The sequence below is a fragment of the Actinomadura sp. 9N215 genome, assembly GCF_044326345.1.
In the GTDB taxonomy this organism is placed as follows: Bacteria; Actinomycetota; Actinomycetes; order Streptosporangiales; family Streptosporangiaceae; genus Spirillospora.
The window spans coordinates 211,647-236,183 of the sequence record NZ_JBIRBA010000005.1 but is presented as its reverse complement, the minus strand read 5'-3'; the positions used below and the strand labels follow the sequence as shown (position 1 = coordinate 236,183).

Sequence of the window (24,537 nt, the reverse complement as noted above, 5' to 3'; positions counted from 1 at the left end):
CTCCCCCTGACGCCCTGTCCAATGATTAGTCGTGTTTGGGCCTCTTGGCCACCAGCGTCAGCACGTCGTACTTGGCGACGGAGGCGCCCTCCTGGTTCGTGACGTCGGTGTCCCACCGGACCTCGCCGTAGTCGGCGCCGTCGCGCGGCGTGATCTGCTTGGCGGTGAGCGTGACCGACAACTCGTCGCCCGGCTTGACCGGTGTGAGGAACCGCAGGTTCTCCAGCCCGTAGTTCGCGAGGACGGGCCCTGGCGCGGGATCCACGAACAGCCCGGCCGCGAACGACACGACGAGGTAGCCGTGCGCGACGCGTCCGCCGAAGAACGGGTTGGCGCGGGCGGCGTCCTCGTCCATGTGGGCGTAGAAGGCGTCGCCGGTGAACTCGGCGAAGTGCTCCACGTCGTCGAGGGTGACGACGCGGGGGCCTCCGGCGGCGGTGTCGCCGACGCGCAGGTCCTCCAGATGCTTGCGGAACGGGTGCTCGTCGGTGACCGTCCGGTCGGTGCCGGGGACCCACCGCCCGGTGATCGCGGTGAGCATCGCGGGCCCGGCCTGGACGGCGGTGCGCCGCATGTGGTGGACGACCCCGCGGATCCCGCCCAGCTCCTCGCCGCCTCCGGCGCGTCCGGGACCGCCGTGGACGAGCGCGGGCAGCGGCGAGCCGTGCCCGGTCGACTCCCGCGCGTCCTCGGAGTTCAAGATCAGGAGCCGTCCGTGCCAGGGCGCGGTGCCGAGGACGACGCGGCGCGCGAAGTCGGCGTCCGCCGTGACGATCGACCCGGCGAGGCTGCCCCGCCCCCGGACGGCCAGCCCGACCGCCTGCTCGGCGGTGCCGTCGTAGGGCAGCAGCGTGCTGACCGGCCCGAACGCCTCGACCTCGTGGGGCTCGGCGCGTCCGGGGTCGTCGGCGCGCAGCAGGATGGGCGACAGGAACGCGCCGCGCTCGGCGTCCGCGCCGACGACGTCGACGTGCTCCGGGTCGCCGAAGACGGGCTGGCTCGCGTCCAGCAGCGCCTTCAGGGAGCGGCGCACCTCCTCGCGCTGGTCGAGCCCGGCGAGCGCGCCCATCCGCACGTCCGGGTCGGCGGGGTTCCCGACCGTGACCTTCGACAGCCGTTCCCGCGCGGCCTCGGCGACGTCGCCGATCACCGCGGCGGGCACCAGGGCGCGGCGGATGGCGGTGCACTTCTGGCCCGCCTTGACGGTCATCTCCGCGACGAGCTGCTCGACGTACAGGTCGAACTCCCGCGTGCCGGGCGCCGCGTCCGGGCCGAGGACGGAGCAGTTCAGCGAGTCGGCCTCCGCGTTGAACCGGACGGCGTTCCCGACGATCGCCGGATGGGTGCGCAGCAGCCGCGCCGTGGACGCCGACCCGGTGAACGCGACGATGTCCTGCTCGGTGAGATGGTCGAACAGGTCACGAGGGTCACCGCAGACCATCTGCACGGACCCCTCCGGCAGGATGCCGGACTCGACGATCAGCTCGACCAGCCGGGCGGTCAGGTACGCGGTCTGGCTGGCGGGCTTGATCAGGCTCGGCACCCCGGCGAGGAACGCGGGGGCGAGCTTCTCCAGCGGCCCCCACACCGGGAAGTTGAACGCGTTGATCTGCACCGCGACGCCGTGCGACGGCGTGCACAGGTGCTGCCCGACGAACGTGCCGCCCTTGCCGAGCGGCTCGACGCTCCCCTCGACCAGCACGGTGTCGTTCGGCAGTTCCCGCCTGCCCTTGCTCGCGTAGCCGAACAGGACGCCGATGCCGCCGTCCACGTCGAACGTCGAGTCGCCGAGGGTCGCGCCGGTGCGCGCCGACAGCGCGTACAGCTCCTCGCGATGCTCCCGCAGGTGCGAGGCGAGCGCCTTCAGCAGCGCCGCGCGCTGGTGGAAGGTCAGCTCCCGCAGCACGGGGCCGCCGGTCGTCCGCCCGTACCGGAGCGCGGCCCCCAGGTCGATCCCCGCCGAGGAGATACGGGCGACCTCCTCCCCCGTGACGGCGTCGCGCAGCGGCGCGCCCTCGTCGCCCGGGCCCTGCCAGGAACCCGACACATAGCTGCGCAGCGCGACCACTGGGACCTCCTCGTCCAAGTATCTCTTGGTCTTCTTGCCACCTTCGGCGCCCGTTCACGCATGGCGGAGGTGACGGCGTGACCCGCGGCCCGGCGCTGAAATACTCGTGGCCATGACCTACGCGGCGGACAGCGGACGATACGAGCGGATCCCCTACCGGCGGTGCGGGCGCAGCGGGCTGCGGCTCCCGGCGATCTCGCTGGGGCTGTGGCACAACTTCGGCGACGATCGCCCGCTGGACGTCCAGCGGGCGATCCTGCGCCGCGCGTTCGACCTCGGCGTCACGCACTTCGACCTCGCCAACAACTACGGCCCACCGTACGGGTCCGCCGAGTCCAACTTCGGCCGGATCCTGCGGGACGACCTCGCGCCCTACCGGGACGAGATCGTCGTCTCCACCAAGGCCGGGTACGACATGTGGCCCGGTCCGTACGGCGAGTGGGGGTCGCGCAAGTACCTGCTCGCCAGCCTCGACCAGTCGCTGCGCCGGATGGGCATCGACTACGTCGACGTCTTCTACAGCCACCGCTTCGACCCCGACACGCCGCTGGAGGAGACGATGGGGGCGCTGGACCGGGCCGTCCGGTCCGGGAAGGCCCTGTACGCGGGGATCTCGTCGTACTCCGCCGAGCGCACCGCCGAGGCCGCGGCGATCCTGCGGGAGATGGGCACGCCGCTGCTGATCCACCAGCCGTCCTACTCCATGCTCAACCGGTGGATCGAGGGCGGGCTGCTCGACACGCTCGACCGGGTGGGCGCGGGCTGCATCGCGTTCTCGCCGCTGGCGCAGGGGATGCTGACCGGCAAGTACCTCGACGGCGTCCCGGACGGGTCGCGGGCCAGCAGGGGGACGTCGTTCTCGGCGAGCCTGCTGACCGAGGAGAACGTCCGGCACGTCCGGACCCTCAACGAGATCGCCAAGGCCCGCGGGCAGACGCTGGCGCAGCTCGCGCTGGCCTGGTCGCTGCGGGACGGGCGGGTCACGTCCGCGCTGATCGGCGCGAGCAGCGTCGCGCAATTGGAGGAGAACCTCGCCGCGCTCGACCGGCTCGATTTCACCGCGGACGAGCTCGCCGCCATCGACCGGGACGCCGTCGAGGCGGGCATCAACATCTGGGCGGCGTCCAGCGCCCACTGATCGCCGCGCGGCCGCATCGACCGGGCGTGACCGGGCACGACCAGCGCATGTATCGAGACGGCCCCGGTTCGCGCGGCCCGCGGCGGCGCCGGCGGCCGGAGGGCCGGGAGCCGCTGGACGCGCGCAGCCCGCTGCGGCTGCGGGCGGTCCTGGCCGGGGTCGCGCTGGTCGGGACCGCCGCGGGGGCCGTCGTGTTCGCCGTGGCCGCGCTGCGCGGCGACGACGACGGCGCGTGGGCCGCGGCGGCGGTCTGCGCGGCCGTCGCCGTCATCGCCGCGATCGACCTGATCGTGATCGCCCGGCGGGCCCGATCCTGACGGCGGTCAGTGCTCGTGGTCGGGGGCGGCGGCCTCGGGGTGGGCGAGCAGCCAGGCGACGCGCTCGCGGCTCTCCTCGTCGGACGGCGTGTAGATGATCAGCCGCAGGTCAGGGGACGCGGTGATGTCCATGTTCACGGTGCGCGTCCGGATCACCCCGACGGCCGGATGCCGGAAGTCCTTGGGCGCCGGACCCGCCAGCGCGACGTCGTGCGCGGCCCACAGTCGGGCGAACTCGGGGCTCGCCGCCTGGAGCCGCCGGACGAACTCCTTCCAGCCCGGCTCACCCAGGTGTTTGCTGTAGCGGTGCCGGAAGACCGCGACGTGCGCAGGCGCCGCCGCCTCCAGGTTCTCGACCGGGTTGCAGCAGGGCGGCAGCGTGAACACCATCCACATGGAGTTGCGCTCCGCGGGCGGCGCCGCCACGAGACGCGGGAAGAGCGCCGCGTAGGCGGCGTTCCACATGAGGACGTCGGAGCGTCCGTTGCCCACCGCCGCGGGCAGGGGGCTCAGCGCGTCCAGGATCCCCTGGACGTCCTCGGGCAGGCAGTGCGCCTCCCCCACCGCGGCGGCGGCGGGGATCTCGGCCAGCCGGTACAGGTGCTCGCGTTCGGCGCCGTCCAGCCGCAGCGTGCGCGCGACCGCGTTCAGCACCTGCGCGCTGGCGTTGATCGGGCGGCCCTGCTCCAGCCACGTGTACCAGGTGACGCCGACCCCGGCGAGCTGCGCGACCTCCTCGCGGCGCAGGCCGGGCGTGCGGCGGCGCGGGCCCGGCGGCATGCCCACGTCCTCGGGCGTGATGCGCGCCCGCCTGCTGCGCAGGAACGCCGCCAGCTCCGTGCGGCGGCGCGGCGAAGCCTTCGTGGCCTCACTGGACATCGTCACGTCCCCCAGCCTGCCCCCGGTCGGCCGATCTTGCCAGGTGCTGTCGGTACCGGTATCGGCAGGCTCTCGTTACCGGTATCCGAATCACCGCAAGCTTCTCCATATGACACAGACAACCGAGGTGCGGGGAGTTGTTCCCGGACGGGGGTCTCGGAACGGGTCAGGCGGCCTCGCGCTCGCCGTCATCCTGCTCGGCACGTTCATGAGCATCCTCGACACCAACATCGTCAACGTCGCCCTGCCGACGCTGCGGGCCGACCTGGACGCGTCGGGCGCCGGGCTCCAGCTGGTGGTGGCCGGATACATCATCTCCTTCGCGGTGCTGCTGATCACGGGGGCGCGGCTCGGCGACCTCGCCGGGTACCGCCGCATGTACCTCGCGGGCCTGGCGGCGTTCACCGTGGCGTCCCTGGCGTGCGGGCTGGCGCCGTCCACCTGGACGCTCGTCGCGTTCCGGTTCCTGCAGGGCGCGGCGGCGGCGCTGCTGACACCGCAGGTGATGTCCATGATCCAGCGGAACTTCGCCGGCGCGGCCCGGGCGCGGGCGCTCGGGATCTACGCGGCCGTCATCGCGGGCGGTGTCGTCATCGGCCAGGTGGCCGGGGGGCTGCTGGTCGACGCGGACCTGTTCGGCACGGGCTGGCGGCCGGTCTTCCTGGTGAACGTGCCGATCGGGGTGGCGCTGCTGCTCGCCGGGCCGCGCGTCCTGCCGCGCGACGGGGGCCGCGACGGGAGTTCACGCCGCGATCTGGACGTGCCCGGCGTCCTGACGCTGACCCCGGCGGTGCTGCTGTTCGTCGTCCCGCTGGTCATGGGCCATGAGCTGGGCTGGCCGGTGTGGGGCTGGGCGTCGCTGGCGGGGAGCGCGCTGTTCGCGGCCGCGTTCGTCCTGGTGGAGCGGCGGGTCGCGGCGGCGGGCCGGCGGCCGCTGATCTCGGTGCGGGTGCTGCGCGCGCCGCTGCTGGTTCCGGCCCTGGCCGCGATCCTGTTCGGGCCGGCGAGCTGGGCGACGTTCCTGTTCACCACGACCCTGCACCTGCAGGGCGAGCTGCGCATGTCGCCGGTGGAGTCGGGGCTGGCGTTCGTGCCGTGCGTCCTGGCGTTCGGCCTGGTCGGGCTGAACTGGCAGCGGCTGCCCGCGCGGCTGCACCGCCGCACTATCCCGGCCGGGTTCGCCGTCGCGGCGGCGGCCTACGTGTGGCTCGGCCCGCTCGCGGGCGGCGGCGTCGCCTACGAGGTGCTGACGGGGATCATCGGGTTCGGTCTCGGCATCATGCCGATCATCATGACGGTCGCGCTGAGGCACGTCCCGGCGGCGGACGCGGCCGACGCGAGCGGGCTGCTGCTCACCGTGATGCAGCTCGCGCAGGTGATCGGGATCGCCACCGCCGGGACGCTGTTCCTGACGCTGGCCGAGTCCAGCGGCTCGACCCGGCACGCCGAGTACGGCACCGGCTGGGCGCTCGCCGGGATGGCGCTGCTCGGCGCCGTGGCGGGCCTCCTCGTGGCCCGCGGCCGCGCCCCCGCGCCCCGCGACGCCGGGTAGCGCGCCCCGCGACGCCGGGTGGCGCGCCCGGCGGGCGTTTAGGGCCCCGGTTATCGGCAATGTCGAAGGCACCTTCAGGGGATTTGTCCAGGCAAGACGCCCAGGGCGGATGTCTACGACGAGGGCATCGCCGACCCGCCGAACGCTGCGCCGGAACGGGGCTCACATGCGCGTGCTCGGAACCAACGCGATCCTCCACGGCCGATGAGGGTCCTCGTCTCCCGGCAGGACGGCCTCGGCGGCGTGCTCCTCGCCGGGCCCGCCCTGCGGGCGGTGGCCGCCCGCGCCGACGAGGTCGTGCTGCTGTGCGGCCCGCGCGGGCGCGCCGCCGCCGACCTGCTGCCCGGCGTCGACCGCGTCATCGAGTGGCGCGCCCCGTGGATCGACCCCGCGCCCGTCCCGGTCAGGCGCGGCGAGATCGACGGGCTGACGCGCAGGCTCCGCGGCTTCGACCGCGCGCTGATCCTGACCTCGTCCCAGCAGTCGCCGCTGCCGCTGGCGCTGCTGCTGCGCCTCGCCGGGACGCCGTGGATCGGCGGGATCAGCGAGGACTGCCCAGGCTCCCTGCTCGACCTGCGGCACCGTCCAGGCGAGGACATGCCGGAGCCGCTGCGGATGCTCGCGCTGGCCGAGGACGCCGGGTTCCCGTCCCCGGACGACGCCCGCCTGCGGATCCGCGACCCGCTGCCCGGCACCGGACACCTCACCGGCGGGCCGGGGTACGTCGTCGTCCATCCGGGGGCGTCCGTGCCCGCGCGGGCGTGGCCGCCGGGGCACTGCGCCGACGCCGTGCGGCTGCTGCGCGCGGCCGGGCACCGCGTCGTCGTCACCGGCGGCGGGGACGAGAAGGACCTGACCGCGCTCGTCGCCGGGGAGGACGGCGTGGACCTCGGCGGGCGCACGACGCTGGCGGAGCTCGCGTCCGTGCTGGCGGGCGCCCGCGCGGTCGTGGCCGGCAACACCGGTCCCGCGCATCTGGCCGCGGCCGTGGGCACGCCCGTCGTGTCGCTGTTCGCGCCGACCGTGCCGGCGGCCAGGTGGGCGCCGTTCGGCGTCCCGATGGCGCTGCTGGGCGACCAGCAGGCGCCGTGCAAGGACACCCGCGCCCGCGAGTGCCCGGTCGACGGCCACCCCTGCCTGTCGTCCGTCGGCGCGGACGAGGTCGCCGCGGCCCTGGAGATCGTGATGACGCGGGAGGCCGCGCCGAAGCGGAAGGCCGCGACGGCGCGGGAGGCAGGAACGACGGGGAAGGCAGGAACGACGCGGGAGGCCGCTCTCCAGGAGGTGACGCGATGAGGATAGCCATGATCTCCGAGCACGCCGGGCAGGGCGTGTTCGTCGCGGAGCTGGCGACCGAGCTCGGCAGGCAGGGCCACTACGTCACCGTCTACACGCGGCGGCGCTCCCCCGCCCCGCGGGAGCGGGTCCGGCTCGCGCCGGGCGTGACCGTCGAGCACGTCCCCGCCGGGCCGGCCGAGCACATCGACAGGGACGCCCTGCTGCCGTGGATGCACGACTTCGGCCGCCACCTGGAGCGGCGGTGGGCGGCCGACCCGCCCGACGTCGCGCACGCCCACTTCTGGATGAGCGGCCTCGCCGCGATCCAGGCCGCGCAGTCCCCGGCGGCGCGGCGCGTGCCGGTGGTGCTGAGCTACCACGCGCTCGGCACCGTCATGCGCCGCCACCGGGGCGCCGAGGACACCAGCCCGGCGTCGCGGGTCCGGCTGGAGCGCGCGATCGGGCACGCCGCCGACATCGTGGTCGCCGCCTGCGCGGACGAGGTCGCCGAGCTGGCCGCGATGGGCGTCCCCAGCGACCGCGTCCGCGTCGTCCCGTACGGCGTCGACCCGGCCCTGTTCACCCCGGAGGGCCCGCACACGCGGGAGGGCGGCGGGGGCCGTGACCGGCACCGGCTGGTGGTCCTGTCGCGGCTCGTCGAGCGCAAGGGCGTGGACACCGCGATCAGGGCCCTCGCCCACCTGCCGGACGCGGAGCTGGTCGTCGCCGGCGGCCCGGCGCACGGCGGCCCGGACGACGCGCCCGAGATCCGCAGGCTGCGGACGGTGGCGCGGGACGCGGGCGTCGCCGGCCGCGTGGAGTTCCTCGGCCGGCTCCCCCGCGCCGACGTGCCCGCACTGCTCAGGTCGGCGAGTGTGGTCGTCACGCTGCCCCGGTACGAGCCGTTCGGGATGGTGCCGCTGGAGGCGATGGCCTGCGGCGTGCCCGTGGTCGCGAGCGCCGTCGGCGGGCACCTCGACACGGTCGCCGACGGCGTCACCGGCGTCCTCGTCCCGCCCCGCGACCCGGACGCGGCGGCCAGGGCGATCCGCGCCCTGCTGGACGACCCGGCGCGGCGGGCCGCGATGGGCCTCGCGGGAAGCGAGCGGGCGCGCGACCGCTACTCGTGGGCCCGCGTCGCCGCCGAGACCACCGGCGTCTACCGCCGGGCCGCCGCGGTGAACGAGGTGGCCGCATGACGCACCCGACGACGACATGACGTACTCGACGACGAAAGGACCGGTTCCATGAACGTTCTCATCACGGGCGGCGCGTCCGGTCTGGGCGCGGCCGTCGCGCGGCGGGTCGCCGACGACGGCGGCCGCCCGCTCGTCCTCGACCGGCACCCGCCGAAGGACGACGTCGAGCACATGCAGGCCGACCTGGCCGACCGCCGGTGCGCCGAACGCGCCGTGCACGGCCTCGCCCGCGCCGCCGGCGGCCTGAACGCCGTCGTCACCGCGGCGGGCATCGACGCGCGCGGGACGCTGTGCGACGTCCCCGCCGAGGACTGGGAGCGGGTCGTCCAGGTGAACCTGCTCGGCACCGCCGCCGTCGTCCGCGCCGCGCTCCCCTACCTGGAGAACGAGCCGGCCGGGCGGGTCGTCACCGTCGCGTCCACGCTGGGGTTCCGGGCCGTGCGCGACGCGACCGCGTACTGCGCGTCGGAGTTCGGCCTCGTCGGGTTCACCCGGGCCCTCGGCGCGGAGCTGGCCGGGAAGGTCGCGGTCACGATGGTCGTGCCCGGCGGCATGGACACCGCGTTCTTCGACGACCGCGCCGAGCGGTACAGGCCGGGCCCGGACGCTGAGCTGAACCGGCCGGGCGACGTGGCCGCGACCGTCGCGTTCGCGCTGGCCCAGCCCTCGGGCTGCGAGGTGCGGGAGATGGTCGTCTGCCCGTCGCGGGAACCGTCGTGGCCGTGACCCGCGACCGCCGCCGCCCGTGACCGTCCGGCCCCTGTCCCCACGCCGTGACAGTTGAGACACCTACCGGTTTACCGAAACGACCGGATGGGCACAGTCACGTGGCGGCCCACTCGTCGGCTCGGAGCACGTGCTCCGAACTGCGAGCCTGGGCCGCACCACATGCCATCACATGCCACCACCTGACGCGGCGCCACCGCGTCGGGTGGCTCACGCTGTGACGGCCTGGGCGACGACCATTCCGCAGTAGGCCGCGCCGAGCCCAGCGAGGACGCTGGCCACGGCGTTCAGGACGGCGTAGAAGCGCGCTCCTTCCTCGACCAGCCGGACGGTCTCATACCCGAACGTGGAGTACGTGCTGAGCGCGCCGCAGAAGCCCGTCCCGGCGACGTCCATCACCCCGTCGTGGGCGGGCCAGGCCACCAGGAGGCCGAGGACGAACGACCCGGCGACGTTGACGGTGAGCGTCCCCCACGGGAACACCGAGTCGTGCCGCGCCTGCACGGCGCGGTCGGTGAGATAGCGCAGCGGGGCCCCGAGCGCGGCGCCCAGCGCGATCAGCAGGACCGTCACTCGCCGTCCCCCTCCGCGGGCCGCCGGAGCAGGGCCCGGGCGAGCGCCCGCGTGAGGCGCGTCCCCGCGACGACGGCGGCGAGCGCCGCGACCAGCGTCAGCGCGAGGTACGCGAGCCCCACCCGGGGCGCGCCGCCGTCCACCGCCCGCTGGATGTCGACGGCGTAGGTGGAGAACGTGGTGAACCCGCCGAGGATCCCCACCCCGAGGAACGGGCGGACGAGCCGGTGCGCCCGCCACGTCTCGGTGATCAGCACCATGAGCACGCCGATCAGCAGGCAGCCCGAGACGTTTATCCAGAACACCGCCCAGGGGAAGTCGCCGGGACCGTACGGGAACGCGGTGGTCAGCCCGTACCGCGCGAGCGCGCCGAGGACGCCGCCCGCCGACACGGCCGCGAGCGTCTCCCACGGGGCGCGCCGCAGCTCCTGCCGCTGCCGCGGCACGCGCAGATCGACGTCGGGGTCGACGGGACGATCGGCCGCGGCCATGGGCACCACTCCCTACCAGGCAGGGGCGACCCGCAAGTCTACCGGCGTCCCCCAGGTCACGGCCTGGGAGGACGCGTCGCCCGGCCGCTGCGGGCGCCCGTGTCATGTGCCGTTCGCCGGGTAAAGGGACTGGACCGAGCGATCGAGCCTCCGCCCCCGGCGACCGCTCACGGAGGGAGACGACACGCATGACGCTTGCGCGGTCCACCACCCGGCCCGACGACGGACAGACCGAGACGCTGCTCGCCGAGATGAACCGGCTGCCGGAGGACGATCCACGGCGGGAACGGCTGCGGGCGCGCATCGTCGACCTGCACGCCGGTCTCGTCCGGGGCGTGGCGCGCCGGTACGCCAACCGCGGGGAGCCGCTCGACGACCTCCAGCAGGTCGCCTACCTGGGCCTGGTCAAGGCCATCAACCGGTTCGACCCCGGGATCGGCGACCGGTTCGTCACCTACGCCTACCCGGTGGTGACCGGGGAGGTGAAGCGGCACTTCCGCGACAAGACGTGGGGCGTGCGGGTGTCGCGCCGCCTCCAGGAGCTGCGGCCGGTGCTGCAGCAGACCGTCCAGGAGTTCACCCGCGAGCGCGGCCGCTCCCCCACGACCGCGGAGATCGCCGCGCTGATGGAGATCAGCCAGGAGGAGACCGTCGAGGTCATCGTCGCCTGCGACGCCTACCGCCCGCTGTCCCTTGAGGCGCCGGCGGACGGGTCGGCGTCCGGCGACAACGGTACCGTCGGCGAGTACCTCGGGTCGGACGACCCGGCGCTGGACGCCCTCATCGACGGCCACGCCCTGGCCCCGCTGATCGACGAACTGCCCGAGCGCGAACGGACGATCCTGCTCCTGCGGTTCTTCGGCAACAAGACGCAGACGCAGATCGCCGAGCAGATCGGCCTCTCCCAGATGCACGTCTCGCGGCTGCTCCGCGGCACGCTGGACCGGCTCCGCGCCGGGCTGCTGGCGGAGCGGTGACCCGGCGGCCCCGCGCCGTCGCCTTCGACGTGATGGAGACGATGATGCGGCTGGAGCCGCTGCGCGCCCGCTTCGAGGACGCCGGCCTGCCCGGCGCCGCGGTGGACACCTGGTACGCGCGGACGCTGCGCGACGGCACGGCGCTGACGGCCACCGGCGACTTCGAGCCGTTCCGCCGGGTCGCCGAGGGGGCGCTGCGCGCCGTCGCCGGGCCGCGCGCGGACGACGCGGCCGTCGCCCGCGTGCTGGACGGCCTCGCCGGGCTCCCCGCCCACCCGGACGTGGAGCCCGCGCTGCGGCGGCTCGCGGCGGCGGACGTCCCCGCCGTGTGCCTCACCAACGGGGCCGGCGCCACGACCATGGCGTTCCTCGACCGCGCGGGCCTCACCGACCTGGTCGACCGGGTCATCAGCATCGAGGAGGTGCGGCGGTGGAAGCCGTCCGCCGCCGTGTACCGGCACGGCGCCGCCGTGACGGGCGTGCCCGCCGACCGGCTCGCGCTGGTGGCGGCGCACGCCTGGGACTGCCACGGCGCCGCGCGCGCCGGTCTGGTCACCGGCTGGGTCGGACGTCTCGAAGGCCGCTACGGCGACGTCTTCGCACCGCCGGACGTGACCGGCGACGACCTCGTCGAGGTGGTGGACCGGCTCCTCGCCCTCGACGGCGCCTGACCCGCGTCCGGCGTCGCGTCACGGGCGGGGCAGGGCGCACGCGCCGCCCAGCACGACATCGTTGTCCTCGCCGAGGCAGCGGGCGAGCAGGTACGTCTGCTGGCCGTAGTGGATGCCGCGGCGGACGGTGACGTTCCCGTCGCGGTCGACCTCGCAGGGGTTGTTGAGCGTGCAGCGCTCGCCGTCGTCGTTGCCGGTGTTGTTGACCCCGACGACGTGGCGCGTCCGGACGTCCACGACCGGCGACCCGGACGTGCCGTGGATCGTCTCGCATTCCGGCGTGTAGCGGATGGAGTCCTTCCACGTCCAGCCGGCCTCGCGGAGCCGGTGCACGGTCGTGTCGATCTTGCAGCCGTAGATCTTCCTCCAGTAGCCCGACACGACGCGGATCCCGGTTCCGTCGTGGGGCCTGGCGGTCGACAGGCGCAGCGCGGGAACGCCGTACCGCCGCTGGATGGCGGCGTAGGTGGCGTCCAGCCGGTACAGGGTGACGTCCGTGTCGGTCATCGTGGCGTACTCGATCCTGGTGGCGCGGAGGGTGCCGAGGTCGTTCTCGCCCGTCCGGTCGAGGAGGGTGAACGTCCTGGACGACTCCTTGTCCACGATGACCTCGCCGCCCTCCGGCATCCCCGACTCCAGGCAGTGGCCGTTGGTCATGACCAGCGCCGCGTCGCCGTCGCGGGACCGCGGCCCGCGCACGAGCGATCCCGAGCAGTTGCTGAGCGCGACGATCCCGGTGAAGTCGACCTCCGCCTTCCGGTTCTGCGGGGCGTGCTGCTGGACGGTCCCGGCCTGCGCGGCGCCGGTGGCGGTGAGCGTCCCGGCTCCCGCGACGGCGGTCATGGCGATGGCGGCGGCGAGGCGTGCGGTCATGCGGATCCTTTCGGTCAGTCGACGTCGACCCAGCCGTAGGTGCGTTCGACGGCCTTCTTCCAGCCGGCGTAGCCGTGGTGGCGTTGGTCGTCGGTCCAGGTGGGTTCCCAGCGGCGGTCTTCGTTCCAATTCCTGCGGAGTTCTTGGGTGGTGGTCCAGAAGCCGACGGCGAGGCCGGCGGCGTAGGCGGCGCCCAGGGCGGTGGTTTCGGCGACGACGGGGCGGGAGACGGGGACGCCGAGGATGTCGGCTTGGAGTTGCATGCACAGTTCGTTGGCGGTGACGCCGCCGTCGACTTTGAGGACGTCCAGGGCGACGCCGGAGTCTTCGCGCATGGCTTCGACGACGTCGCGGGATTGGTAGCAGATGGCTTCCAGGGTGGCGCGGGCGAGGTGGGCGTTGGTGTTGTAGCGGGACAGGCCGACGATGGCGCCGCGTGCGTCGGCGCGCCAGTAGGGGGCGAACAGGCCGGAGAAGGCGGGCACGAAGTAGACGCCGCCGTTGTCGTCGACCTGCCGGGCGAGGGCTTCGCTTTGCGCGGCGCCGGAGATGATGCCGAGCTGGTCGCGCAGCCATTGCACCGCCGACCCGGTCACCGCGATCGACCCCTCCAACGCGTACACAGGCTTTTCCTGGCCGAACTGGTAGCACACCGTCGTCAGAAGGCCCTGCGAGGACCTGACCAGTTCCTCACCGGTGTTGAGCAGCAGGAAGTTGCCGGTGCCGTAGGTGTTCTTGGCCTCGCCGGGCGCGAAGCACACCTGCCCCACCGTCGCCGCCTGCTGGTCACCCAGGATGCCGGTCAGCGGGACCTCGCCGCCCAGCGGGCCGTCCGCCCGGGTCGTCCCGTACGGCTCAGGCGCGGACGACGGTTTGATCTGCGGCAGCATCTGGCGGGGGATGCCGAAGAACGACAGGAGCTGGTCGTCCCAGGTGAGGGTCTCCAGGTCCATCAGCATGGTGCGGCTGGCGTTGGTGGGGTCGGTGACGTGGACGCCGCCGTCCGTCCCGCCGGTCAGGTTCCACAGCACCCACGTGTCGATGTTCCCGAAGATCGCCTCGCCGTTCTCGGCGGCCGCGCGGACGCCGTCGACGTTCTCCAGAATCCACTGGATCTTGCCGCCGGAAAAGTACGTCGCGGGCGGCAGCCCGGCGCGATGCCGGATCGTCTCGCCCTTGCCGTCGCGTTCCAGGGCGGAGGCGATGCGGTCGGTGCGGGTGTCCTGCCAGACGATCGCGTTGTAGTACGGGCGCCCGGTCCGGCGGTTCCACACCACCGTCGTCTCACGCTGGTTGGTGATCCCGAACGCGGCCAGGTCGCGGTACGTCAGGTGCGCCTTGTTCAGGGTGGTCTGGATGGCGGCGCGGGTGCGTTCCCAGATCTCGGTGGGGTTGTGCTCGACCCATCCGGCCTGGGGCAGGATCTGCTCGTGTTCGAGCTGGTGGCGGGCGACCTCGCTGCCGCCGTGGTCGAAGATCATGAATCGGGTGCTGGTGGTGCCCTGGTCGAGTGCTCCGACGAAGTCGGCCATGGGCTCTCCCCTTTCTGCGTGTGGGGCGGACCCCGTCAGGTGACGTCGTACTCCGGCTCGGGCCCGGTGGGCAGGGTCTCCTCGCCGTCGCGCGGGATGTTGCGTCCGATCAGCAGGATGTAGAGGCCCGCGCCGACCACGGCGCCGATCAGCGGCGCGACGAGGGGGACCCAGAAGTACAGGTCCCCGTACTGATCCCGCCATGCGTCCGATCCATAGCCGGTGAGCCATTGGGCGAGGCGGGGGCCGAGGTCGCGGGCCGGGTTGATCGCGTAGCCGGCGGCGGAGCCGAACGCCATCCCGATCGCCACGACGATGAGCCCGATGATGAGCGGCGCCAGGTTCGCCAGCGGCGGCGCGTTGCGCAGGTCGGTGAGGGCGAGGACGAGGAACAGCAGGATCGCGGTCCCGATCACCTGGTCGCGGAACGCTCCCCACGTCCCGATCGGCAGCGTCCCGTTGCCGGGCAGGGTGGAGAAGACGAGGTGCGACTTGACCGTCAGGCCGGGGTCGAACTTCTGCAGGATCTCGCTGTAGTTCCACCGGACGATCAGCGCCGCCGCGAACGCGCCGAGCACCTGCGCGAACCAGAACGGCAGCACCTTGCGCCACGGGAAGCCCTTGAAGACCGCGAGCGCGAAGGTGACGGCCGGGTTGATGTGCCCGCCGCTCAGGCGCGCCGACACGTACACGCCGAGGGTCACCCCGATGCCCCAGGCCCAGGCGATGCTGTCGTGGCCGCCGAGGCTCTGCGGATCGCCGAGGCCGCTGCCCGCGACCGCCTGGGCGACGACGCCGACGCCGAACAGGATCAGGATCATCGTCCCGGCGAACTCCGCGGCCATCTCCGCGGCGAGCTGGGGAACCTTCGGCCCTCGCGTCATCTCTCTACCTCCGGGGCGTGTGACGGCAGGCATGGTCGCCGCGAACACGGGGTCGCCCGGCGGACCATGACCTCATGGTTCCCAAGAGTGGTCAGAAAAACACGGTCAGTGACCGAGGAACGCCTCTTCCAGCCACCAGGCGGGCCGTCCGCGCGTGATCTTGGCGTCCACGACCAGCGGGCGGTCGCGCGGGCCGGCGAGCCAGTCCGCCACGGCGGCGAGGTCGCCGGGGCGGCGGACGGTCGCCGCGGCGCAGCCGAACCCGCGCCCGATCGCGGCGAGGTCGGCGGGCGGGAACGTGACGGTGTCCAGGGGGTGCCCGCCGGGCCCGAAGTGGTGCAGCTCGGCGCCGTACGCCTCGTCGTCGTAGACGACCACGAGCAGCCCGAGGCCCAGCCGGACGGCCGTCTCCAGCTCGGCGACCGCCATCAGCGCGCCGCCGTCGCCGAGCGCGGCGACGGTGAGCCGGTCGGGGCGGGCGACGGCGGCGCCGATGGCGGTGGCGAGGCCGAGCCCGACCGACTGGAACGCCTGGGTGAACACCAGGCCGTCGGCGTCGGGGACGTCCAGGAACATGGCGGGGTAGCCCATGAAGTTGCCGGAGTCGACGGCGACGGTGCGTTCGGGGGGCAGCATCCGGTCGAGGGCGATCGTCAGGGTGCGCGGGTCGATGCGGGGCCCGCCGATGGCGTCCCCGGCCTGTCCTGGCTGGTCGTCGCCGGAGGGATGCTCCTCGTACGGGACGTCCTGCCAGCGTCCCTCGCGGGCGAGCCGCTCCGCGACGTCGGGCGTGCGGTAGCCGGACGCGGCGTGCCCGCGGGCTTCCAGCTCGGCGTCGACGGCCCGCGCCGTCTCGGCCGCGTCGCCGATCAGGCCGAGGTCGACGGAGCGGTGCGCGCCGAGCGCCCTGGCGTCCACGTCGACCTGCACGACCGTCGCGTCCTTCGCGATGAGCGCGCCGTGCCGGGTCGTCCACATGTTCAGCGCGCAGCCCCAGCCCACGATCAGGTCGGCGCCGCCGATCAGCTCGGCGGCGGCGGGCGTGGCGAACCCGCCGCTGACGTCGAGGCCGAAGGGGTCGCCGGTGAACAGGCCGCGGGCGACGGCGGACGTCGCGGTGAGCGCGCCGCAGCGCGCGGCCAGCTCCAGGAGCGGCCCGGCCGCGCCGGACAGCCGCGCGCCCCGGCCGGCGATGAACACCGGCCGCCGCGCCGCCTGCAGGACGTCGGCCAGCCCGGAGATCGCGGCGGCGGGCGGCACAGGCAGCGCCGGCACCTGGGCGAAGCGCGGACCGGACGGCGCGGACCGCCCCGCCGGGCCGGGGTGCTCGGCGGCCTGGATGTCCAGGGGCAGGCCGAGCAGGACGGTGCGGCGCTCGGCGACCGCGGTGCGGCAGGCGCGTGTCACGTCCGCCAGCGCGGTCCGCGGGGAGTGGACGCGCTCGGGGACGGCGCCGACCGCCGCGGCGATCGCCGCCTGGTCGACGCGGAAGTTGGAGCGGACCGCGGCGGCGGCGACCTCGCCCGCGACGACCAGCAGCGGCGTGCGGCTCTTGGCGGCCTCCGCGATGCCGGTGAGGGCGTTGGTGAGGCCGGGCCCCTGGTGGACCGACACCACCCCGAGGCCGCCGCCGACCCGCGCGTAGGCGTCGGCCATCGTGGCGGCCCCGCCCTCGTGCCGGGCGGCGACGAACCGGGCCCCGTTCGCGATCATCGCGTTGGTGACGTGGAAGTTGCCGCTGCCGACGACCCCGAAGACGGTGTCGGCGCCGAGCCGCGCGAGGGCCCCGCCGACGGCCTCCGCGACGTTCATCGCTCGATCAGCGCGAGCACGCGGGCGGGGCTGCCGGAGCCGCCGACGATCGGGAGCGGCGAGGCGAGCAGCACGGCCCCGCGGGCGGGCAGCCGGTCGAGGTTGCGGAGCTGGGTGAGGCCGTACTTGCCGGCGCCGAGGAAGTAGGAGTGGCACGGGAACGGCGGGTCGAACCCGTGCGCGGCGCCGGCGTCGGTGCCGACGGTCTCCACGCCGAGGCCGAGGACGGGCGTCTCCTCGGCGAGCCACCGGGCGCACTCGGGCGAGATCCCGGGCGTGTGGGGGCCGTCCCGGTCGGCGTTGAGGAAGGTGTCCTGGTCGCCGGACAGGGCGTCCCAGCCGGTGCGGTAGAGGAGCCAGCCGCCGTCGGGCAGCGGGCCGTGCGCCGCCTCCCAGGCCCGGACGTGCTCGATCTCCAGCAGGAAGTCGGGATCGGCGGCGGCGTGCGCGGACGCGTCCAGCACCGCGGCGGGCGCGACGAGCCGCCGGGGCGGGACCCGCGCGACGTCCTCGCCGTCGCGTCCGGTGGCCCAGTGGACGGGCGCGTCGAAGTGGGTGCCGACGTGCTCGCCGGTCTCGATGTCGTTCCAGTACCAGGCGGGGCCGCGGTCGTCGTACCGGCTGATCTCCTTGAGCCGGAACGGCACCGTGTTGGCGAACGGCTCCGGCAGCTGGAGGATCGGCGTGCGCTCCGACAGCGGCGCGGTCAGGTCGACGATCTCCACCGTGCCGTCGTCGACGGCGGTGAGCAACTGGGCGAGAACGGACATCGTTCCTCCGTGCGGCGCGGGCGGCGTCGGGGGCGCGCGGGCCCCACGAACGTACCGCAGATGCGCCTGTTCGGAGGGTCACCCGGCGCAGGCCGTCCACCCCCTGTTCACCCGCGCGCCCGGCGGCCGCGCCGGCCCGCCGGACCGCGGTGGGACAATCCGGACGGGCGGCAGGTTAGGCTTGCCTAAGTATCGTCATCGGGAGCATCGGAGGGCTGCATGGCGACGGAACCGGCGCGCAAGGGGCGCAGGCTGAACCGGGGGACGGTGCTGCGCACCGAGCGGCTCACCCCGCACATGATCCGCGTGGTCATCGGCGGTGAGGACCTCGCCGGGTTCGGGGCGGGAGAGTTCACCGACCACTACGTGAAACTGCTGTTCACGCGGCCGGGCGTCGCCTACCCCGAGCCGTTCGACATGGAGCGGATCCGCGCGGAGCTGCCGCGGGAGCACTGGCCGTCCACGCGGACCTACACCGTCCGGGCGTGGGACCCCGAGGCCGTCGAGCTGACGATCGACTTCGTCCACCACGGCGACAAGGGGATCGCGGGGCCGTGGGCGGCGAGCGTCCGTCCCGGCGAGGAGATCCACTTCATGGGGCCGGGCGGCGCCTACGCGCCGCGCGCCGACGCCGGCTGGCACCTGCTGGTCGGCGACGAGAGCGCGCTGCCGGCGATCGCCGCCTCGCTGGAGCGGATCCCGGCGGACGCGCCCGTCCGCGTGTTCGTCGAGGTCGCCGGGCCCGAGGAGGAGCAGGACCTGCCGACCCCGGGCGACGCGGACATCGTCTGGCTGCACCGGGGCGGCGCCCGTGTGGGGGATCTGCTGGTCGACGCCGTCCAGAAGTTGGAGTTCCCGGACGGCGAGGTGCACGCGTTCGTCCACGGCGAGGCCACCTTCGTCAAGGCGCTGCGGCGGCACCTGCGGATCGACCGGGGGCTGCCGATGGAGCGGCTGTCCATCTCGGGGTACTGGCGGCGCGGCCGCGACGAGGACGGCTGGCAGTCCAGCAAGCGCGAGTGGAACCAGCAGGTGGAGGAAGAGGAGGCGCGGGCCCTCTCCTGAAAGCGGGCGGCGCCCTCCACTCGCCGCACTCGCTCCGGTCGCCGCGAATCCGCCGTCCCCGCCCGTTTCGGGACGTCAGGCGGTGGCCTGGGTTTGGTCGTCGTCGAGGTGGGGGCCGTCGTCGGCGGCGAAGCCGGGGAGCCAGCGTTCGGCCTCGGCGCGGAACTCGCCCTCGGCCTCCAGCTGGCAGAGGACGCCGCCGCATCCGGACAAGGCACGGCTGACGGCCAGGTACTGGGGCGGCAGCCGGAACTGGCGGGCGAGCGCGCCGGGACGCATGTCGGACGCGAGGCCGAGCCCGCGGGCCGTCTGCTCGCGCAGCCATTCGCGGGAGTAGCGGAAGCGCTCCACGGCGAAGGGGGCGGCGTGCGGCGCGACGAGCGCGGCGACCTCCTCCGGGTCGACGTCGGCGTCCGGCGCGAGGAAGCCCTCCTCGCGCAGCGCGTCGACGATGTCATCGGGGTCGCCGAGCGTGCCGATGCGCAGCAGGCGGCCGATCGACCACTGCAGCTCGGCGGGGACGCGGGCGGCGCCGCCGAAGTCCATGACGCCGAGGCGGCCGTCGTCCAGCAGCCGGAAGTTGCCCGGGTGCGGGTCGATGTGGATCATCTCGCAGCGGTCGGGTCCGGAGAGCAGGAAGCGGAACAGCAGCAGGCCCGCGCGGTCGCGCCGGTCCTGCGGGCCGTCGGCGATGACCTTGGCGAGCGGGGTGCCGTCCAGCCATTCGGTGACGAGCACGTTGCCCGACTGGGCGACCACGGCGGGGACGACGAAGTCGGGGTCGCCGTCGTAGGCGTCGTGGAAGGCGGTCTGGGCGCGGGCCTCGTCGACGTAGTCGAGCTCCTTCTCCAGCCGGCGCTTGAGGTCCGCGATCACGGGCTTGACCTCGACGCCGGGGAACAGCGGTGTGAAGAGCCTGCTGAGGCGGGAGATCTGGTTGAAGTCGCTCATCACGGCCTGCGCGGCGCCGGGGTACTGGACCTTGACGGCGACCGTCCGGCCGTCGTGCCAGACCGCCTTGTGGACCTGCCCGATGGACGCCGCGGCGGCGGGCCGGTCGTCGAACGCGTCGAACAGGTCGCGCCAGTCGCCGCCGAGACCTTCGGCGAGGACGCGGTGGGTGGTCGCGGCGGGCATCGGGGGCGCGGACTCCTGCAGCCTGGTCAGGCTGGCGCGGAACGGCCCGGCGATCTCCTCGGGCAGCCCCGCCTCGAAGATCGACAGCAGCTGGCCGACCTTCATGGCGCCGCCCTTGAGCTCGCCGAGCACGGCGAACAGCTGGTCGGCGGTGCGGCGCTGGACCTCGAGCGCGACGGCCTCGGCGGGGCGTCCGAACGTCCGCTTGCCGAACCCGAGCGCGGTGCGGCCGGCGAAGCCGAGCGGCAGGGACGCCAGCTTGGCGGTCCGCGTCACGGCGCGGCGGGGGATGTCACTCACGGCCCGACCGTCCCTTGTTCGACGATGCGTCCAATGCCTGTCAGCCTCTCACGGCGAGGTAATGCCACAAAACGGTCATTACCCGCCCAAAAGATTCAGCGTTCGGGAGGGCCCGAAGATTCCCCGCACGGCCGCAGCAGCAGCTCGATGACCTCCAGGGCCTGGTCGATCTCCGGCCGGTTCCCGCCCAGGTAGTGCGCGTACATGAACGAGTCGGCGACGCGCACGATCGCCTGCGCGAGCGTCCTGGTCGGCAGCGCGATGCTCAGCTCGCCACGGTCGATCTCCGCCTGCAGCTCCCCGGTCAGCAGCTCGGCGGCGCGGTCCTCGATGGTGCCTGGCATGGTGGCCAGCCGGATGAACAGCCTGGTCTCCCGCTCGGTGAACGCCTTCAGCGGCTCGGCGTCCACCACGGCGCGCATGAACCGGTCGAGCACCTTGATGATCCGCTCCGCGCCGGCGCCGCCGACGCCGCGCGCGGCGACGCGGTAGGTGCGCTCGGTCATCTCCGCGAGGACGGCGCCGAGGAGGCGCTCCCGGCTGCCGACCCACCGGTACAGCGTGGCGCGGCCCACGCCCAGCTCGGCGGCCAGCGCGGACATCTCGATCGGCTCCCCGCGCAGGTAGTGCTCGGACGCGGCGGCGAGCGCCATGGCGGGCCCGGCCGGACGGTCGGACCGGGGCCGGGCGGGGGCGTCCGGTGGAACGGGGCGGCCGCTCATCCGGACAGCATGGCACAGGCCCGGGACGCTCCACCGGCCGAACGCGCGGACCACCGGCCGCCGGCCGCCGGGCGGCTTCCGGCGCGGCCCCGGGCGCTCTTCGCAATTGAGCGACTACCAGCAGTTATCAGGGGTAGCAAGCCGGTGTGAAAGAGAAACTCGGGGGCGCCGGACGCAAGGGCCGGCTGCTGATCATCGGTGGGGCGGAGAACCGGACCTGCGGGTCCGGGGCGCTGGAGACGTTCGTCGTGCTGGCGGGCGGCGAGGACGCGCGGATCGTGGTCGTGACGACGGCGACCGAGGTGCCGGAGGAGGTCGCCGACGAGTACACCGCCGTGTTCGGGCGGCTCGGCGTGACCTCGGTGCGGGAGCTGCGGCTGCTGGGCCGGGCCGCGGCCGACGACGCGGCGACGCTGCGGGCCCTGGACGCGGCGACCGGCGTACTGTTCAGCGGCGGCGACCAGTCGCGGATCCGGACCCTGGTGGGCTCGAAGACCAACGAGCTGCTGAAGCGGCGGCTCGACCAGGAGGGCCTCGTGATCGCCGGGACGAGCGCCGGCGCCACCGCCATGGGCCACTGGATGATCCTGGGCGGGCACGGCCACGAGGTCGCCGCGTCCAGCGTGAAGGTCGGGCCGGGGCTCGCGCTGCTCGACAACGTGCTGATCGACATGCATTTCAACGAGCGCGGACGGCTGCCGAGGCTGATGAGCGGCATCGCGCTCGACACGCGGCTGCTGGGCGTCGGCATCGACGAGGACACGGCGATCGTCGTCGGCGACGGCCAGTTCGACGTCGTCGGGACGGGCGTCGTCACGGTCGTGGACGCCGGCCAGTCCACCATCGCCTACGCCGCCTCGGACGACGAGCCGATGGCGATGCTCGACGTATCGCTGCACCTGCTGCCGGCCGGATGCGCGTTCCAGATGAACGACAAGCTCCCGGCGATCGGCAACATGCGCGGGCCGGAGGAGGATTAGCGTGCGGCTCGATCATGTGCGCCGCCTGAGCGGCCCGAACGTCTTCCTGTCCCGTCCCGTCGCGATCGCGCGGCTCGATCTGCAGGGCCTCACCGGCCACGAGACGACCGACCATCCCGGCTTCGCCGAGCGGCTGGTGGAGGCGCTGCCGGGCCTGTCGACGCATCACTGCTCGGCGGGCCGTCCGGGCGGGCTGCTGGCCGCGATGGCGCGCGGCACCTATTTCGGCCACGTCACCGAGCACGTGACGCTTGAGCTGTCCGGGCTGATCGGCCGGGAGGTGTTCTTCGGCCGGACGGTCCGCGCGGGCGGCCCCGCCGAGTACGACGTGATCCTGGAGTGCCCGCGGGACGAGCCGTCCGGCAGCCCGGTGGTGGAGCGGCTGATCGCGCTGGCGCTGCGGATCGTGAACGGCGCGCTCGCCGGGTGGGTGCCGGACCCGTCCGCCGACCTGGACCGCATCGCCGCGGGCCACGAGGAGGAGCGGCTCGGGGTGAGCACGTCGGCGCTGGCGCGGGCGGCGCGGCGCCGGGGCGTGCCGGTCCGCCGCGTCGGCGGCCTGAACCTGCTGCGGCTCGGTTACGGCCGGTACCGGCGGACGGTGTGGGCCGCGATGACCGACGGCACCTCCGCGATCGGGATGGAGGTCGCGGGCGACAAGCGGCTCGCGCACCGGGTCCTCGCCGACGCGGGCGTCCCCGTCCCCGAGGGGCGGGTGGCGGCGTCGGCGGCGGAGGCCCTGGAGGCGCTGCACGAGATCGGCGGCCCGGTGGTGGTCAAGCCGCTGTCCGGCCACCAGGGCGAGGGCGTCCACATCGAGCTGACGACCGCGCCGGAGGTCGTGGCGGCGTTCGCGTCGGCGGCCGGGGACGAGGGCGAGGCGCTCGTCGAGTCCTACATCCCGGGCAAGGACTACCGGGTCCTGGTCGTCGGCGGACGCGTCGTCGCGGCGGCCGAGCTGACGGCGGCGTGCGTGACCGGCGACGGGGCCGCGACGGTCGCCGAGCTGGTGGAGCGGGTCAACGCCGACCCCGCGCGGGGCGAGGGCCATGACCGGCCGCTGACGCGGCTGGCGCTCGGCGCGACGGAGCTGGCGCTGCTGGCGCGGCAGAACCACGGGCCGCGGTCGGTCCCGGCGGACGGGGAGCGGGTGTGGCTGCGGCGCAACGCGAACCTGTCCACCGGCGGCACCAGCCGGGACGTGACCGGCCACGTCCACGCCGACGTCGCCGACCTGTGCGTCCGGGCCGCCGCGACGGTCGGCATGGACGTGTGCGGCATCGACCTGCGGCTGCCCGACATCGGCTCCCCGGTGCCCGCCGACCCGGCGCCGGGCACTCGCGCCGCCGGGATCCTGGAGGTCAACGCCGCGCCCGGCCTGCGCATGCACCTGGCGCCGCACGAGGGGACGGGACGCGACGTCGCCGGCGACATCATCGACCTGATGTACCCGGCGGGCACGCCGTCGCGGGTCCCGGTCGTGTCGGTGACGGGCACGAACGGCAAGACCACGACCGTCCGGATGATCGCGCACATGCTGGAGCTCGACGGGCGCCGCACTGGCATGACCAGCACCGAAGGCGTGTACGTGGGGCGCCGGCTGGTGCACCTCTCGGACGCGTCCGGGCCGCGGTCGGCGGAGATGGTGCTCGGCGACCGGTCGGTGGAGGCCGCGGTGCTGGAGACGGCGCGGGGCGGGATCGTCCGGCGCGGCCTCGGCTACGACCGCGCCGACGTCGCCGTCGTCACCAACATCACCCGCGACCATCTCGGCGTGGACGCCACCGAGGCCCTGGAGGACCTGGTCGACATCAAGGCCCTGGTCGCGGAGGAGATCCGGCGCGGCGGGCACCTCGTCCTCAACGCCGGGGACCCGGCCACGGCGGCTCTGGCCGGCCGGCCCGCGGTCAAGGGCCGGGCGCCGGTGCTGCGCTACTTCTCGGTGGACGCCGGCACGCCCGTCCTGGTGGACCATCTGCGGGACGGCGGCCTCGGCTACTACGTGCAGCACGGCTGGCTGACGGAGGCGCGCGGCGACCGCCGGACCCGGCTCCTGCCCGCGGACGAGGTGGCGGGATCGTTCGGGGGGCACGCCGTCCACGTCGTCGCCAACGCGCTCGCCGCCGCGGCCGCGGCCCGCGCGCTCGACGTCCCGGTGGACGTGGTGGCGCGGGCGCTGCGCACGTTCGACCCGCATCTGCGGAACCCGGGCCGGGGCTGCGTGTACCAGGTCGGGGCCAATCCGGTTCTGGTCGACTACGCGCACAACCCGGCGGCGGTCGCGGCGATGGGCGCGTTCGTCAAGCGGCGCTGGGGCGGCGGCGGGGGCGTCGCCGCGGTCACGCTGCCGGGCGACCGGTCCGACGAGCTGGTCGGCGAGACCGCGCGTGCGCTTGCCGGGACGTTCGACCGCGTCGTCGTCTACGAGGACGAGGACCTGCGGGGCCGCCGCTCCGGCGAGATGACCCGGCTGATCGTCCAGGGGCTGCGGGAAGGGCGCCCGGACGTGCGCACGCACCCGGCGGGCGACCTGAAGGGGGCCCTGGCCTCGGCGCTGGACATCGCGGAGCCGGGCGAGCCCGTCCTGCTGCTG

At 74.3% G+C, this 24,537-nt stretch carries 21 protein-coding genes and 1 pseudogene; 11 read left to right on the top strand and 11 right to left on the bottom strand.

The window, feature by feature from the left end; genetic code table 11:
• Positions 1–25: 25 nt before the first annotated feature.
• On the bottom strand, positions 26–2,068 hold the full coding sequence (gene paaZ, locus ACH34T_RS11305) for a phenylacetic acid degradation bifunctional protein PaaZ (RefSeq protein WP_395992133.1): 2,043 nt from the start codon (positions 2,066–2,068) through the stop codon (positions 26–28).
• A 112-nt stretch (positions 2,069–2,180) separates the two neighbouring features.
• Between paaZ and mgrA the strand changes: the two genes are divergently transcribed.
• A complete protein-coding gene (mgrA, locus tag ACH34T_RS11300; protein ID WP_395991983.1) occupies positions 2,181–3,206 on the top strand; it encodes an L-glyceraldehyde 3-phosphate reductase in 1,026 nt (341 codons plus the stop codon).
• 26 nt (positions 3,207–3,232) lie between these two features.
• Positions 3,233–3,523, top strand: a complete 291-nt coding sequence (locus ACH34T_RS11295) for a DUF6343 family protein (protein ID WP_395991982.1) — start codon at positions 3,233–3,235, stop codon at positions 3,521–3,523.
• A 6-nt stretch (positions 3,524–3,529) separates the two neighbouring features.
• Here ACH34T_RS11295 and ACH34T_RS11290 read toward each other — a convergent pair whose 3' ends face one another.
• Positions 3,530–4,402 (bottom strand): helix-turn-helix transcriptional regulator, encoded by an 873-nt coding sequence (locus ACH34T_RS11290; RefSeq protein WP_395992132.1) that lies wholly within the window; start codon positions 4,400–4,402, stop codon positions 3,530–3,532.
• A gap of 109 nt (positions 4,403–4,511) precedes the next feature.
• Between ACH34T_RS11290 and ACH34T_RS11285 the strand changes: the two genes are divergently transcribed.
• The 4 genes from ACH34T_RS11285 to ACH34T_RS11270 all read left to right on the top strand — a co-directional run bounded on the left by ACH34T_RS11285 (position 4,512) and on the right by ACH34T_RS11270 (position 9,157).
• Positions 4,512–5,954 (top strand): MFS transporter, encoded by a 1,443-nt coding sequence (locus tag ACH34T_RS11285; RefSeq protein ID WP_395991981.1) that lies wholly within the window; start codon positions 4,512–4,514, stop codon positions 5,952–5,954.
• Positions 5,955–6,158: 204 nt separating this feature from the next.
• Complete coding sequence (locus tag ACH34T_RS11280) at positions 6,159–7,250, top strand: glycosyltransferase family 9 protein (protein WP_395991980.1); 1,092 nt, start codon at positions 6,159–6,161, stop codon at positions 7,248–7,250.
• A complete protein-coding gene (locus ACH34T_RS11275; RefSeq protein ID WP_395991979.1) occupies positions 7,247–8,431 on the top strand; it encodes a glycosyltransferase in 1,185 nt (394 codons plus the stop codon). Before ACH34T_RS11280 ends, ACH34T_RS11275 begins: the two co-directional genes overlap by 4 nt.
• Before the next feature lie 48 nt (positions 8,432–8,479).
• The gene (locus tag ACH34T_RS11270; RefSeq protein WP_395991978.1) at positions 8,480–9,157 is read left to right on the top strand and encodes an SDR family oxidoreductase; all 678 of its coding nucleotides are present in this window, start codon (positions 8,480–8,482) and stop codon (positions 9,155–9,157) included.
• A 210-nt stretch (positions 9,158–9,367) separates the two neighbouring features.
• Here the strand turns inward: ACH34T_RS11270 and crcB are convergent, their stop codons facing one another.
• Both crcB and ACH34T_RS11260 read right to left on the bottom strand, forming a co-directional pair.
• Positions 9,368–9,730: a fluoride efflux transporter CrcB gene (crcB, locus tag ACH34T_RS11265; RefSeq protein WP_395991977.1), complete on the bottom strand. Its 363-nt coding sequence runs from the start codon at positions 9,728–9,730 to the stop codon at positions 9,368–9,370.
• Positions 9,727–10,221, bottom strand: coding sequence for a fluoride efflux transporter FluC (locus tag ACH34T_RS11260; protein ID WP_395991976.1), 495 nt, complete (start codon positions 10,219–10,221; stop codon positions 9,727–9,729). The genes crcB and ACH34T_RS11260 overlap by 4 nt, the downstream gene beginning before the upstream one ends.
• Positions 10,222–10,409: 188 nt before the next feature.
• Between ACH34T_RS11260 and ACH34T_RS11255 the strand changes: the two genes are divergently transcribed.
• Together ACH34T_RS11255 and ACH34T_RS11250 are read left to right on the top strand one after the other, a co-directional pair.
• A complete protein-coding gene (locus ACH34T_RS11255; protein ID WP_395991975.1) occupies positions 10,410–11,198 on the top strand; it encodes a SigB/SigF/SigG family RNA polymerase sigma factor in 789 nt (262 codons plus the stop codon).
• Positions 11,195–11,869 (top strand): haloacid dehalogenase type II, encoded by a 675-nt coding sequence (locus tag ACH34T_RS11250; protein ID WP_395991974.1) that lies wholly within the window; start codon positions 11,195–11,197, stop codon positions 11,867–11,869. Before ACH34T_RS11255 ends, ACH34T_RS11250 begins: the two co-directional genes overlap by 4 nt.
• A gap of 18 nt (positions 11,870–11,887) precedes the next feature.
• Here ACH34T_RS11250 and ACH34T_RS11245 read toward each other — a convergent pair whose 3' ends face one another.
• From ACH34T_RS11245 to ACH34T_RS11225, 5 genes are all read right to left on the bottom strand, one after another.
• Entirely contained in the window at positions 11,888–12,742 is an 855-nt protein-coding gene (locus ACH34T_RS11245; protein WP_395991973.1) for a serine protease, read from the bottom strand.
• Positions 12,743–12,756: 14 nt separating this feature from the next.
• Positions 12,757–14,274 carry a glycerol kinase GlpK gene (glpK, locus tag ACH34T_RS11240; RefSeq protein ID WP_395991972.1) on the bottom strand — a complete coding sequence of 506 codons (1,518 nt, stop codon included), beginning with the start codon at positions 14,272–14,274 and terminating at the stop codon, positions 12,757–12,759.
• Positions 14,275–14,309: 35 nt separating this feature from the next.
• Complete coding sequence (locus ACH34T_RS11235) at positions 14,310–15,158, bottom strand: MIP/aquaporin family protein (RefSeq protein ID WP_395991971.1); 849 nt, start codon at positions 15,156–15,158, stop codon at positions 14,310–14,312.
• 105 nt (positions 15,159–15,263) lie between these two features.
• Positions 15,264–16,970 (bottom strand): thiamine pyrophosphate-binding protein, encoded by a 1,707-nt coding sequence (locus ACH34T_RS11230; RefSeq protein WP_395991970.1) that lies wholly within the window; start codon positions 16,968–16,970, stop codon positions 15,264–15,266.
• The gene (locus ACH34T_RS11225) at positions 16,967–17,740 is read right to left on the bottom strand and encodes a cyclase family protein (protein ID WP_395991969.1); all 774 of its coding nucleotides are present in this window, start codon (positions 17,738–17,740) and stop codon (positions 16,967–16,969) included. The genes ACH34T_RS11230 and ACH34T_RS11225 overlap by 4 nt, the downstream gene beginning before the upstream one ends.
• 219 nt (positions 17,741–17,959) lie before the next feature.
• On the opposite strand from ACH34T_RS11225, the gene ACH34T_RS11220 reads away from it, so the two are divergent.
• Entirely contained in the window at positions 17,960–18,805 is an 846-nt protein-coding gene (locus ACH34T_RS11220) for a siderophore-interacting protein (protein ID WP_395991968.1), read from the top strand.
• Between the two features lie 75 nt (positions 18,806–18,880).
• On the opposite strand, the gene ACH34T_RS11215 is transcribed toward ACH34T_RS11220, so the two are convergent.
• Both ACH34T_RS11215 and ACH34T_RS11210 read right to left on the bottom strand, forming a co-directional pair.
• Positions 18,881–20,242 (bottom strand): ABC1 kinase family protein, encoded by a 1,362-nt coding sequence (locus tag ACH34T_RS11215; RefSeq protein WP_395991967.1) that lies wholly within the window; start codon positions 20,240–20,242, stop codon positions 18,881–18,883.
• 95 nt (positions 20,243–20,337) lie between these two features.
• A complete protein-coding gene (locus tag ACH34T_RS11210; protein ID WP_395991966.1) occupies positions 20,338–20,964 on the bottom strand; it encodes a QsdR family transcriptional regulator in 627 nt (208 codons plus the stop codon).
• Positions 20,965–21,110: 146 nt separating this feature from the next.
• Between ACH34T_RS11210 and ACH34T_RS11205 the strand changes: the two genes are divergently transcribed.
• Together ACH34T_RS11205 and cphA are read left to right on the top strand one after the other, a co-directional pair.
• Entirely contained in the window at positions 21,111–21,944 is an 834-nt protein-coding gene (locus ACH34T_RS11205) for a cyanophycinase (RefSeq protein ID WP_395991965.1), read from the top strand.
• Between the two features lies 1 nt (position 21,945).
• Positions 21,946–24,522 (top strand): annotated as a pseudogene (cphA, locus tag ACH34T_RS11200) (cyanophycin synthetase); the annotation flags it as partial.
• Between the last annotated feature and the right edge of the window lie 15 nt (positions 24,523–24,537).